Annotated in this window: 6 protein-coding genes and 2 pseudogenes; 7 read left to right on the top strand and 1 reads right to left on the bottom strand. The window is 68.2% G+C overall.

Annotated features, from left to right (window positions below; translation table 11 throughout):
- Positions 1 to 69: 69 nt before the first annotated feature.
- The 3 genes from POF73_RS38670 to POF73_RS38680 are packed head-to-tail and all read left to right on the top strand — an operon-like array spanning position 70 to position 4864.
- The gene (locus POF73_RS38670) at positions 70 to 1404 is read left to right on the top strand and encodes a hypothetical protein (protein WP_272124020.1); all 1335 of its coding nucleotides are present in this window, start codon (positions 70 to 72) and stop codon (positions 1402 to 1404) included.
- Positions 1404 to 3608 carry a glycosyltransferase gene (locus POF73_RS38675; RefSeq protein ID WP_272124021.1) on the top strand — a complete coding sequence of 735 codons (2205 nt, stop codon included), beginning with the start codon at positions 1404 to 1406 and terminating at the stop codon, positions 3606 to 3608. Before POF73_RS38670 ends, POF73_RS38675 begins: the two co-directional genes overlap by 1 nt.
- Positions 3605 to 4864: an acyltransferase family protein gene (locus POF73_RS38680; RefSeq protein ID WP_272124022.1), complete on the top strand. Its 1260-nt coding sequence runs from the start codon at positions 3605 to 3607 to the stop codon at positions 4862 to 4864. Before POF73_RS38675 ends, POF73_RS38680 begins: the two co-directional genes overlap by 4 nt.
- 81 nt (positions 4865 to 4945) lie before the next feature.
- Here the strand turns inward: POF73_RS38680 and POF73_RS38685 are convergent.
- Positions 4946 to 5887, bottom strand: a pseudogene (locus POF73_RS38685) (DNRLRE domain-containing protein); the annotation flags it as partial.
- 2 nt (positions 5888 to 5889) lie between these two features.
- Between POF73_RS38685 and POF73_RS38690 the strand changes: the two are divergent.
- From POF73_RS38690 to POF73_RS38705, 4 genes and pseudogenes are all read left to right on the top strand, one after another.
- Positions 5890 to 9646, top strand: a pseudogene (locus POF73_RS38690) (polymorphic toxin-type HINT domain-containing protein); the annotation flags it as partial.
- A gap of 332 nt (positions 9647 to 9978) precedes the next feature.
- Complete coding sequence (locus tag POF73_RS38695; protein ID WP_272124024.1) at positions 9979 to 10257, top strand: DUF6959 family protein; 279 nt, start codon at positions 9979 to 9981, stop codon at positions 10255 to 10257.
- 383 nt (positions 10258 to 10640) lie between these two features.
- On the top strand, positions 10641 to 11657 hold the full coding sequence (locus tag POF73_RS38700) for a hypothetical protein (protein ID WP_272124025.1): 1017 nt from the start codon (positions 10641 to 10643) through the stop codon (positions 11655 to 11657).
- A gap of 188 nt (positions 11658 to 11845) precedes the next feature.
- Positions 11846 to 13228: a nitrate/nitrite transporter gene (locus tag POF73_RS38705; protein WP_272124026.1), complete on the top strand. Its 1383-nt coding sequence runs from the start codon at positions 11846 to 11848 to the stop codon at positions 13226 to 13228.
- The last annotated feature ends 98 nt before the right edge of the window (positions 13229 to 13326 follow it).

Raw genomic sequence — 13326 nt, forward strand, 5'->3', positions numbered from 1 at the left:
CGGTACGACGACGGGTGCTCAGTGTCGTACGCGCACCCGGAACGGTCCCGTGGGGGGATGTGCGTGCGCGTGAAGAAGTGGCGAGAAGAAGCCCAACCGGAGTGGCCCGAGGTGGTCTCGGGTCCCGGTGGCGGTTCTTCCGCAGGGGGTTCGAGGGGTGACACCCAGGCCTTCCCGGCGACCGGGGAGACCGGGGTGCGTGGTCAGGGCCATCGCTCCCGATCCGAGGCAAGGGAGACGGAGATACTCCACGGTGGCGGGCGTTCCTTCTCGGACGCCGACGAGACCCAGTTCATCCGAGGCGGTTCCGCGGCGTCCGCATCCGACGCCGACGAGACCGCCGTGCTGCCGACGGTCGGGAGACCGGCGGACGTACACCGGCCGACCGGCAGACCCGACACGCACGTGCCCACCGGCAGGCCGAACGCACACCGGCCCACCGGCATGACCGACGGCTGGTCGGCCTTCGACCGTCCCTCGGCCGCCGCTTCCGGTCCGAGAAGAAATGACTCGGTCCCGCCTTCCGTGGACGACGCCTACGCGGCGCCCCGCGACACCCAGGTGTTCCCGGCGACCCCCGGCGAGACGACGCATGCGCCGGTGGCCCGCGATCCGTGGGCGGAGCCCGAGGAGTCGGGAGAGCCCGCGGGCCGGGCGCGCACCGCCGTCCCCGGCGGCGCCACCCACGACCCGCACGAGGTCACCATCCAGCTCGACGGCGTCGGCCTCCAGCTGGACGGCAGGCTGCGCGCGGCCAAGGACGCCCCTGGCGGCGGCGACGGATCCGAAGGGCCCGTGTTCGTCGACGAGTCGGGCCGCCGCAGCCGCCTGTACCGCCGTATCGGCATGGCGGTCGGCCTGGCCTGCGCGGTCTACGCCGTGGTCATCGTCGCCACCCTGCTGTCCGGCAACTCCGACGCGCCCTGGCTGCCCGTCGAGAACCCCAAGGAGCAGCCGGCCGGCCAGGTCGACACCCCGCCGCTGCCCGCGGAGACGGCACCGCAGCCCTCCGGCACCGGCAGCGCCTCGCCGGGCGCCTCCCCGACGGCCAGTACCGGTACGTCCCTGTCCCCGGGCGCCGACACCACCGCGCCCGGCACGTCCGCGAGCACCGGCACCGGCGCCTCCGCCGGCCCGAAGCCGACCGCCACGAAGCCCACCACGAACCCGGGCACGAATCCCACCGCGGACCCCGAGCCGACCATCGAGCCCACCGTCCCCGACCCCGACCCGACCCCGACGGACGGCGGTGGCCCCACCGAGGGACCCACCGACACGCCGACCACCGTCGACCCCGCCACCGACACGGTCGCGGGCGGTCCGAGCAACCCGAGCCCCATCGCACAGGAGCCGGGCGACACCGCCTCCTCGTCCGCCGCACCGTTCCCGGAGTACACCCTCTGATGGCATCCCGCTCCCGCCGCCGTGGGCCCGCGACCGGAGCCCGCGACGGCTCCCGGCGCCGCCGCGTGCCCATGCGCCTGCTGCTGCCCTCGCTCGTCCTCGTCGCGTTGATGGCGATGCTGATGCTGCGGGGGTACGTGCACAACGAGATCCTGGCCGACCATCGCGTCCAGCCCGCCGCCTCCTCCGACCAGGTGCCGGAGAAGATCCTCAACGGCGGTCCCGTCATCGACACCCGCAGCGGCCGCACCGAGAGCCTGCGCCTCCAGGACCACCGGCTGGTCCTGACCTTCGACGACGGCCCGGACCCGACCTGGACTCCCAAGGTCCTGGACGTGCTCAGGAAGCACCACGCGCATGCCGTCTTCTTCGTCACCGGCACCATGACCTCGCGCTACCCGGACCTGGTCCGGCGCATGGTCGAGGAGGGCCACGAGGTCGGTCTGCACACCTTCAACCACCCGGACCTCTCCTACCAGTCGAAGAAGCGCATCGACTGGGAGCTGTCCCAGAACCAGCTGGCGATCAGCGGCGCGGCCGGCATCCGCACGTCCCTGTTCCGCCCGCCGTACTCCTCCTTCGCCGACGCCATGGACAACAAGTCCTGGCCGGTGACGGAGTACATGGGCAGGCGCGGCTACATCACGGTCGTCAACAACACCGACAGCGAGGACTGGCAGAAGCCCGGCGTCGACGAGATCATCCGCAGGGCCACCCCCAAGGGCGGCAAGGGCGCGATCGTCCTGATGCACGACTCCGGTGGCGACCGGCACCAGACGGTGCAGGCCCTGGACAAGTTCCTCCCCGACATGAAGGCCGAGGGCTACGAGTTCGACAACCTCACCGAGGCCCTCGACGCCCCCAGCGCCCACACCGAGGTCACCGGCCTCGACGAGTGGAAGGGCAAGGCCTGGATCTTCCTGGTCCAGGCGTCGGACAACATCACGGGCGTCCTCGTGGTCGGCCTCGCGGTCATCGGCTTCCTGGTCATCAGCCGCTTCGTGCTGATGCTGCTGCTGTCCGGCATCCACGCCCGCCGGGTGCGCCGCCGGGGCTTCAGCTGGGGGCCGCCGGTCACCGAACCGGTGTCGGTGCTGGTTCCGGCGTACAACGAGGCCAAGTGCATCGAGAACACCGTCCGTTCCCTGATGGCGAGCGAGCACCCGATCGAGGTGATCGTCATCGACGACGGATCGAGTGACGGCACGGCACGGATCGTCGAGGCGATGGGACTGCCGAACGTCCGGGTCGTCCGCCAGCTCAACGCGGGCAAGCCCGCCGCGCTCAACCGGGGTCTGGCGAACGCCCGTTACGACATCATCGTGATGATGGACGGCGACACCGTCTTCGAACCGGCCACGGTCCGCGAGCTGGTCCAGCCCTTCGGCGACCGGCGCGTGGGCGCCGTCGCCGGCAACGCGAAGGTCGGCAACCGCGACTCCCTCATCGGCGCCTGGCAGCACATCGAGTACGTGATGGGCTTCAACCTGGACCGTCGTATGTACGACATCCTGCGCTGCATGCCCACGATCCCGGGTGCGGTGGGGGCCTTCAGGAGGTCCGCCCTCGAACGGGTCGGCGGCATGAGCGACGACACGCTCGCCGAGGACACCGACATCACCATGGCGATGCACCGGGACGGCTGGCGCGTCGTCTACGCCGAGAACGCCCGGGCCTGGACCGAGGCCCCGGAGTCGGTCCAGCAGCTGTGGTCCCAGCGCTACCGCTGGTCGTACGGCACGATGCAGGCGATCTGGAAGCACCGCAGGGCCCTGGTCGAGCGGGGCACCTCGGGCCGCTTCGGGCGGGTCGGCCTGCCGCTGGTGTCCCTCTTCATGGTCCTGGCACCCCTGCTGGCCCCGCTGATCGACGTGTTCCTGCTGTACGGCCTGGTCTTCGGCCCGACCCAGAAGACGATCGGCGCCTGGCTGGGCGTCCTGGCCATCCAGATGGTCTGCGCGGCGTACGCCTTCCGCCTGGACAAGGAACGCATGACGCACCTCATCTCGCTCCCGCTCCAGCAGATCCTCTACCGCCAGCTGATGTACGTCGTCCTGCTCCAGTCCTGGATCACGGCCCTCACCGGCGGCCGCCTGCGCTGGCAGAAGCTGCGTCGCACGGGCGTGGTGGAGGCGCCGGGAGGTCCCGTACCGCGACAGCGGACGGCGGGTACGCGTGACGGTGACCGGAGGCCGGTGGGATGACGCACGGATATCAGCCGACGGCGCCGTACGGCGTCCCGCAGCAGCACACCGAACCGGAGCCGGCCCCTGCCGCTCCCGCCGCTCCCGCCGAGGTGCCCGCGCCCGCGCCGAAGAAGCCGGGCCGGGACCGCTACCTGGACCTGCTCCGCTCGATAGCCCTGGTCCGCGTGGTCGTCTACCACCTCTTCGGCTGGGCATGGCTGACGGTGCTGTTCCCGTCCATGGGCGTGATGTTCGCACTGGCCGGCTCACTGATGGCCCGCTCCCTGAACCGTCCGGCGTGGGGCGTGATCAGGGGCCGTGTGCGCCGTCTCCTCCCTCCGCTGTGGGCGTTCAGCGCGGTGGCGCTGGCGCTGATGTTCGGCGGCGGCTGGAACCCGACGAAGGACCCGGACCACGGTGGTGGCACCTGGGTCCTGCTCGACCTGATCAACTACGTCATCCCGGTCGGCGCACCGCCGTTCCCCTGGCACATCGGCTCCAAGTCGGGCCTGCTGGAGGACACCTGGGCGGTACAGGCCGCGGGTCCGCTCTGGTACCTGCGGGCCTACCTGTGGTTCGTGGTGGCATCCCCCGTGCTGCTGTGGGCATTCCGCCGAGCCCCGTGGCCGACGCTGCTCGCACCGCTCGGCCTGACGGCGATCGTGGGCACGGGACTCGTCTCCATCCCCGGCGAGACCGGCAACGCGGTCTCGGACTTCGCCGTCTACGGCGGCTGCTGGATCCTGGGCTTCGCCCACCACGAGGGTGTCCTGGCGAAGATCCCGCGCTATGTGGCGGTGTCCTGCGCGGCCCTCGTGATGGCCTTCGGCCTGTGGTGGGCCTCGGGCCACCTGGGCCCCGACGGCTGGGACCTGAACGACATCCCACTGGCCCAGGCGACCTGGTCCTTCGGTTTCGTGGTGATCCTGCTCCAGTACTCCCCGTCCTGGCAGGAGCTGCCGGGCAGACTGGCGAAATGGGACAAGCTGGTCACGCTGTCCAACAACCGCGCGGTCACCATCTACCTCTGGCACAACCTCCTGATCATGGCCACGGTCCCGATCCTCGACCGCCTCTACGAACTCCCCTTCATGCAGGACGAGCAGGCGACGGCCGCGCTCGACTCGACGTACATGATCTGGATGTTCTTCCTGGTGTGGCCACTGATCGGCCTGACCATCGTGGCAGTCGGCTGGATCGAGGACATCGCGGCCAAGCGAAAGCCACGCCTGTGGCCGAACGGCGCCCGAAAGAGACGCACACACGCCAGGTAGCGCACACCGGGCCCATTGCGCGGGGCCCAGTGTGCGGGGCACGCGGCCGCCGGTGTCATCGACCGGCGGCCGGGTGTCATGTCATCCGATCGCGATGCGTGTCTTCCAGTAACTCGCCGGCGCGATGATCTCCGCACCGGACCCCGCCATGACGGTGGTCCGGCCGCCCGAGTAGAGCCGTACGGATCCGTCCGACCGCACGCCCCAGATGTCGGGGATGGCATCACCGTTGGTGTCGGGAGTGCCCATCACCAGCGGAAAGTTGCTGGCCGCCCAGCCCGCGGCGGCGTACTCCGTGTCGACGCCCCCGGCCGAGCTTCCGGCGTTGCCCAGGGAGGCGAGGCCGACCCCGCCGCCGGACGCGGCGATGCCCTTGCGCAGCAGAAGCCTGCCGGTGTCGGACCGGTAGACGAGGTCGGTGACGCCGTCGCCGCTGACGTCCAGCGCGGTGACGAGGTCCCGGCTCGTCCAGCCCGAGGCCGACAGCCGGGTCGCCTGGCCGATGGACGCCCCGTGGTAACCGGTGAAGGCCCACAACTCGTCGCCGATGGTGGCGAAGAAGTCGGTCCGGCCGTCTCCGGTGGCGTCGCCTGCCGACACGATCTGGGTCAGGTCGGCGGGGCTGGGAGCGCCGTCGGGGAGGAGGATCTCGCGGCGCTTGTCGATGTTGACGGCGCCGTAGCCGTCACCGGGGTACACCCACAGCTTGCCTCCGACGCGGACGACCAGGTCCTGGAGGCCGTCGCCGCCGTAGATGTCGCCGTTGTGGGTGATCAGGGCCCCCTTGAAGTGACCGTTGGGTGCGGGCACATAGGGCGGCAGGTCGTCGCCGTTGGGGTCTTTGTCGGGGTTGCCCCGGTAGGCGCCGGGCATCGAGTAGTTGAGGTCGCCGGTGCCCTTGTTGAGGTCGGTGGTGGTGGCCTCCGAGGGATACATGCCCAGGTTGCCGGCCTCGGTGACGACCATCATGTCGGGCAGCTTGTCGCCGGTGAAGTCGCCGGGGGAGTCGGCCTGGTCGCGGGGGGGGGGGTGACGTAGAAGAAGTAGTCGAGTACACGGGCGGCTGCGGTGCCGAGCCGTCCGAGGACAAGGGCGAGCGGAACGGCACCTGTTACCCCGTCCGCTGGTCGCCCGACGGCGACGAGAAGACGCCCGCGAAGTCCTGGTTCAACAAGTACGTCGTCGACTCCGTGACCGAGACCGACAAGGTCACCTCCCACGGCAAGCCCGTCCACACCACGTACAGGTACACGGACCCCGCCTGGGCCAAGAGCGACGACGAGTTCACGCTGACGGTCACCGACGCCAACGGCCGGGTCATGCGCAACGAGTACGACGCCCTCGGCCGACTGGTGAAGGGCTGGTCGCCGTCGCGTTCCTCGGGCGGCAAGTCCCCAGACGTGGAGATCGCGTACCAGGCCGCGGTGGCCACTTCCGCCGAGACCAAGCCCGCCGCTGTCACCATGAAGACGCTGAAGGACGACGGCACGTACAGCCGTCAGGTGGCGATCTACGACGGCCTGATGCGCCAGGTCCAGACCCAGTCCGAGGCGCACGGCCCCGGCCGGATCGTCACCGACACGAAGTACGACGACCATGGCTTGGTCCGTGAGCAGACGAGCGGTTACCTCGCGAAGGGCGAGCCGGCGACCGAGTTGTTCGCGCCGAGATCGAACGCGCTGATTCCGAGCCGGCTCCAGCACATCCACGACGGTCTGGAACGGCCGTCGATCCAGCTGACGTACCACGGCGACACCTACAGGGCCGATTACCTCTCGTACACCTTCTACGACGACACCAGTGCCTTCACGGACCCGGCAGGTTCGACCGCCCCCCAGACGCGCACGTACACCGACGCCCTGGGCCGGGTCACCACGATCCGCCACTACAAGGACAACGCAACCAAGACCAACTGGGACTCCGCCACTTCCGAGAGCAGCGGTCGCAAGACGACGTACGAGTACGACGCCCGCGGCTACCGCACGAAGGTCACCGACCCGGCGGGCAATACCTGGACGTACACATACGACGCCCGGGGGCCGCGTGACGTCGACCACCGACCCGGACACCGGAAGGACGGAGACCTGGTACGACGACGCCGACCGCCCGGTCAAGGTGTCGGACGCCAAGTCGCGGACGACGTACACGGAGTACGACGAACTCGGCCGGGTCACGCTCGTCCGTGAGGGCTCGGCAACCGCCGCCCCGGTCAAGTCGTTCACGTACGACAGCCTGCCGGGCGCGCTGGGCCAGCCGGTCGCCTCGACCCGGCACACATCGGGCGGCGACTACATCAGCCGGGTCACCGGCTACGACACCGACTACCGGCCCACGGGCAGCGAGACGGTGATCCCGTCGAACGCACTGACGGCGGGCTTGGCGGGCACGTACCCATATGCCTACACCTACACCCAGACCGACAAGCCGCAGTCGGTCACCCTGCCTGCCGTGGGCGGACTGGCGAAGGAGAAGGTCGTCACCCGCTACAACGGCGACGGCCTGGCCGAGTCGACCTCGGGCCTCGCCTGGTACACGTCCGACGCCACCTACTCGCCCTACGGCGAGGTCCTGCGGACGGTGTCCAGCTCCCAGCCCTACCGGGTCTGGACCACCAACTTCGTCGACCCGCACACCGGCAGCCTCCAGCGCACGGTCACCGACCGCGAGACCTCCGGACCGCACCGCATCACGGACGCCTACTACTCGTACGACGCGTCCGGCGCCATCACGTCAAGTGCCCGCAAGCAGTCGGAGGCCTCTGGCTCGACCTGGGACACCCAGTGCTTCACGTACGACGTGATGGGCGAGCTGGTGAACGCCTGGACGTCGAACATCACCCCGGCCGGCAACGCCACCGGCTGCAAGGCGTCGAACGGCACGACGTGGGGCTATCGCACCGACTACCGCACCTCCTCCGGCCCGGTGGCCCACGCCCCGGACACCGCGAGCGACAAGTCGAGCCCGGACGCGTCCTTGTCGTCGACCCTGGCGGCCACGGCTCCCGACGCGACGACCGTGGCCACGGGCACGACGGCGTACCACCAGTCGTTCACCTTCGACTGGCTGGGCAACCGCGCCGCGCTGACGGAACGAGACCCGGCGGACGCGACCAAGAACGTCACCTACACGTACGGCTACGGCACCACCGCGCAGCCGCACACGATGAAGTGGATCAGCTCCAACCCGGCAGGCAAGGGCAGCGGCTACACGTACGACGCCGTCGGCAACACCGAGACCCGTGACCTGCCGGCCTCCACCCAGAACCTGACCTGGACGTCCGAGAACAAGGTCGACACGATCACGGACGACGGCAAGAAGACGACGTACGTCTACGACGCCGCCGGCAACCGCATTCTGGAGAACTCACCGTCGGGCTCGACGCTCTACCTGGGCGAGACGGAGGTGACGACGAACTCCACGGGCGTGATCACCAAGGCTTCCCGCGCCTACGCCCAACCCGGCGCACCTACGGTGACCCGCACCACGAGCAACGGCGCCACGACGGGCCACAAGCTGAACGTCCTGCTCGCGGACCACCTCGGCACGGCGAACACGGCTGTGGAGGTGTCGAGCGGCCAGCCCGTCACCCGCCGCGAGTCCAAGCCATACGGCGAGACCCGGGGCACCAAGCCCACCAACTGGCCCAACAAGCGCGGCTACCTGGGCGTGGGCATCGACACCACGGCCACGGGCCTGACCCACATCGGCGCCCGCGAGTACGACCAGAACTCCGGCCGCTTCCTGTCGGCAGACCCGATCATCAACCTCGCGGACCCGCTGCAGATGAACGGATACGCGTACAGCAACAACAGCCCGGTCAGCAAGAGCGACCCCACCGGACTGTGCCCTTACGTTGACTGCCCGACCCGTCCCAGCCCTGGCTCCGAAAACACCACTCCGGGGCACGTTCCGGGCGAAGAGAAGAATTCCCAGAATCATCAAGCGGCTCTGGATGCGGGCAACGTCACCCCATCTGTCGTTACGAAGAAGTATCAGGAGGTCTACCCGAAGGTCTTCGTTGAGCGTAAATGGAAGTACGCCAACCAGTACGGGCACGCCCTTACCCGGGTAATCGACAACTACTGTAAGTACGCGCTGGGGCCGTGTCTGACTGGAGCGGAGACCCCAGAAGCTGCCCAAATGGATCAGCAACAACTGGCGCTGCTGAAATTCCGAGCCTGCGCGATTCTTGGGCGCAAGAGCGGCTGCCTGGGGAGTGTGATCTCCTTCGCCTCCGCGATGGCTGCGGCCGCAGTGCTCGGCGGAGGCGGTGGCGAGGGGCCTGGCAACCTGACCGTTGGTGGACCCCGGGGACGGAGCACGGGATGGGGCACTTCTTGCAAGTGCTTCCTGGCTGGCACGGATGTCCTCATGGCCGACGGCACCACCAAGGACATCGAGGACGTCGAAGTCGGCGACAAGGTCCTGGCCACTGACCCGGAAACCGGCAAGTCGGGCCCCAGGAAAGTCACCCGCCTCATCGTCACCGAGGACGACAAGCACTTCAACGAGCTGTCCATCGCAACACCGGACGGCATCGAGAAACTGACGGCCACGCACGAGCACCCGTTCTGGTCACCATCGGAACGAGAGTGGGTCGAGGCGGGGGACCTCAAGCCGACCATGACCCTGCTCACCGACGAGGGCGACACCGTCCTCGTCACGGCCAACCGCTCCTTCACCAAGCAGGCCCGCACGTACAACCTCACGGTTGACGATCTGCATACGTACTATGTGCTGGCGGGGGAAACCCCGGTTCTCGTCCATAATTCGACGCCCTGCGGCCCATCAGTAGGGGCAGGGGCCAACCTGTCGAATATTTCTGGGTCCGTAATGGCTCGTATTCAGAATGCCGCAAACCGTATAGGTAAGCCAATCTCGCTTGTCGGAAGTCGCACCCTCGGGCCACGCACGGATGCTAATCCGAAGGGATTTGGGCACGAGTCGGATTGGGATTACGTGATCACGGGCATTAATAGTAGGACAAGGCACTCTGTGTCGAGTTCGCTACCTATGGGTGATGTGACGTTGGGCGTCGGTAGGCGGCAGGATATATTTACTGGACCACTCGACACGACAAGGCCTCATATAACCTTTTATCCTCAGGGGTAGGGATGACTGAACCGCAGAAGGTAGCTCCTGTTCTGGCTATCTCTGGGAACTATGCCGTGGTTCATATTGTGAATCGTCGGCATCCTGCACTCGCCATCCAGGGAGATTCTTTGAAGATTCTCCAAGCGACCATTCAGGAGTTGTCGGATAGTCTCGATTTGGGGGATCTGGAGGAGGCGAAATTTTCCCTCAGGGAAATTGTGTCTACGGTTTCATCTATGACATCTCTTTATGAAGAGACGTCGAGGAGCGCAGGGTTCGAACTCCCGTACAATATCTGAACTGCGAATCTCGTTTGGCTTGTGGGGTCTCGCTGGAGCTTTCCGGTGGTGCCCCGCAGGTCATCGATGTCAACGGGGGCGCATCTTCGTCAAGTGATGTGATGACGACGAAGGACGCGGACTGTTGGGGTGCCGGTCCCTCAGGACGGTCTGCTGGACCGGGGTGCGGGGAAGCTCCTGTGGTTCGACGCGGGTGGGAGGCGGGAACAGATGCGGGAGGTGGCCGCGTGATCCGCGAACCGACACCATCCCGCGGCAAGGTTTCCACCAAGACCCTGTGAAGCACGCCCACCCAGATTCCGACCCGCAGACCCCGTGGAACACTGACGATGTTGCGGAAGTGAGCGGGGCCCCGGGGCGGGCCGGTGGGGAGCGGACGACTTATGAGCAAGCGGCAAGTGCAGAAGATGCTGCGGTTGATCGCGGGCGGGGGGCCCGTCGAGCTCACCAGTCCCATGGCCTCCGTGAAGAAGCTCGCCACGCTGGCCTTCACCGCCCAGCAGTTCGGGTACGAGTACGTGGACGTCCGGCAGAGCGGCAGTCGCAACAACGCGCTCGTCATGATGATCGCGCCCGACCCCAGCCCCCAGGCCCGCGCCCGTGCCGCGCAGAACTGGGCGCAGTATCCGAACGCCCACGACGGGGTCTCCGTACCGCCCCTCGTGCCCGACGCCTTCGAGCTCCTCAAGGCCCGCATCAACTTCGACCTCACCGGTAAGAACGCCGAGAAGCGGATGGGCTACGCGGCCATCGGCCTCACCGTCGGCGCCGGGATTCTCGGGGTGCGGCTGGGTGCCGACGCCGGTGCCTGGGTCGCGGCGTTTCTCACCTGGGCGTTCTTCATGGCGATCGTCGGCATCGGCTTCGCCGTCAACCGCAAGCGCAACGCCAAGTTCGCGGCCAGGCTGCAGGCCGCCGGGTTCATGCCGGTGACGGATGAGACCGGGCGGGTGCGGTACCTGCCGCCCGGCGTGCAGATGCCGGGGGGCCGGATACCGGCGCAGGGGAACCCCTTCGCCGCCGGACCCTACGGCCAGCAGGCTCCCGGCCCGTACCCCGCACCCGGTCAGCCCGCGGCCCCGGCGCCGGGCGCGTATCAGCCTCAGCCTCAGCCCGCCGCCCCGGGCCCGTACGGCAACCAGCCTGCCCCCGGTCCTTACGGTGCTCCCCAGACCCCGGTCCCGTACGCCACACCGCAGCAGCCGCACCCGCAGCCACAGCAGCCCCAGCCGCCGTACGGACAACCGCAGCCTCAGCCGTCCCAGCCACCGTACGGCCAGCCCCAGCCGTCCCAGCAGCCCCAGCCGCCCCAGCCTCCGTACGGCCAGCCGCAGCCCTACCCCCAGCAGCAGCCGCCGTACCCCCAGCAGAACCCCCACTGGCAGCCCCCGCAGCGCTGACGCCCGCGGCCCCTGTATCTCGCCCTTATATAGGGACGACTGCCACAACCTCTCATCCGCCCTCTTCGCCGGGTGAGAGCAAAGTTCCTTTCCGGTCACCCGCGGCCACAGCCCGGAAACGAGCCCTCCCTACCTTCGGGACCAGCCACTCAGAGCGAGACCGAGCCCCGAAGCACAGTGGAGGCGTCATGACAGCCCCTAGCACAGCCCCCGCCGCAGGCAGGGGAGGCCGCTGGATCGAACACTGGGACCCCGAGGACGAGACCTTCTGGAACGAGACCGGCGAGAAGGTCGCCCGCCGGAACCTCTTCTTCTCCGTGCTCTCCGAGCACATCGGGTTCTCGATCTGGACCCTGTGGTCCGTGATGGTGCTCTTCATGGGGCCGGAATACGGGCTCACCCCCGCCGACAAGTTCACCATCGTCTCGATGGCCACTCTGGTCGGCGCCATCGTCCGCGTCCCGTACACCTTCGCCGTCGCCATCTTCGGTGGCCGGATGTGGACGGTCATCTCGGCGAGTCTGCTGCTCATCCCGACGGTCGCGGCGTTCGCGGTGATGAAGCCGGGGACCTCGCTCAGCACCTTCCTGCTGTGCGCGATGCTGGCCGGTATCGGCGGCGGGAACTTCGCCTCCAGCATGACCAACATCAACGCCTTCTTCCCCCTCCGTAAGAAGGGGTGGGCGCTCGGACTCAACGCCGGCGGCGGCAACATCGGCGTACCGGTCGTACAGCTTGTCGGTCTCGCCGTCATCGGCGCCAGCGGCGGCCCGCGCCTGCTGCTCGGGATCTACATCCCGTTCATCGTGATCGCCGCCGTGCTCGCGTGGCTGAAGATGGACAGCATCTCGTCCGTCAAGAACGACACCGGCGCCGCCAAGGACGCCGTGAAGGACGCCCACACCTGGATCATGTCCTTCCTCTACATCGGCACGTTCGGTTCGTTCATCGGCTACAGCTTCGCGTTCGGGCTGGTCCTCCAGACCCAGTTCGGCCGTACGCCGCTCCAGTCCGCCTACATCACCTTCATCGGCCCGCTGCTCGGCTCCCTGATCCGCCCGCTGGGCGGCTGGCTCGCCGACCGGTTCGGCGGTGCGAAGATCACGCTGTGGAACTACATCGCCATGGCCGCCGCGACCGCCGTCATCGTCGTGGCCTCGATGCAGAAGTCGCTGCCGCTGTTCACCACCGCCTTCATCGCCCTGTTCGTCCTGTCCGGCCTCGGCAACGGCTCGACGTTCAAGATGATCCCCGGCATCTTCCACAACAAGGCCCTCGCCAAGGGGCTCGAAGGTGAGGAGGCCGCCGCCTACGGCCGCCGGCTCTCCGGCGCCTCCATGGGACTCATCGGCGCGGTGGGCGCGCTCGGCGGTCTCGGCATCAACCTCGCCTTCCGCCAGTCCTTCCTCACCGTGGGCTCCGGCACCGGCGCCTTCGTCGCCTTCCTCGCCTTCTACGGCGTCTGTTTCCTGGTCACCTGGGCCGTATACCTTCGCCGTCCGGCCGCCGCCGAGACCCACGCCACATCGGCGACCGAGGCAAAGCCGCAGCTCAGCTACGCCGAGGTGTGACGTAACACTGCCGACATGAAGCCGAACCGAGCCTGTCACGGACCGTTGACAGGCTCGTTCGGCATGCAGGTAAGCCACCCTGGGTGAAGTCAGGAACT

The sequence above is a fragment of the Streptomyces sp. HD genome (genome assembly GCF_028369295.1).
In the GTDB taxonomy this organism is placed as follows: domain Bacteria; phylum Actinomycetota; class Actinomycetes; order Streptomycetales; family Streptomycetaceae; genus Streptomyces.

Excerpts from the sequence above, each read along its gene's own strand:
- POF73_RS38675 (WP_272124021.1), top strand. The coding sequence starts at position 1,404 with ATGGCATCCCGCTCCCGCCGCCGTGGGCCCGCGACCGGAGCCCGCGAC.
- POF73_RS38680 (WP_272124022.1), top strand. The coding sequence starts at position 3,605 with ATGACGCACGGATATCAGCCGACGGCGCCGTACGGCGTCCCGCAGCAG.
- POF73_RS38695 (WP_272124024.1), top strand. The coding sequence starts at position 9,979 with ATGACTGAACCGCAGAAGGTAGCTCCTGTTCTGGCTATCTCTGGGAAC.
- POF73_RS38700 (WP_272124025.1), top strand. The coding sequence starts at position 10,641 with ATGAGCAAGCGGCAAGTGCAGAAGATGCTGCGGTTGATCGCGGGCGGG.
- POF73_RS38705 (WP_272124026.1), top strand. The coding sequence starts at position 11,846 with ATGACAGCCCCTAGCACAGCCCCCGCCGCAGGCAGGGGAGGCCGCTGG.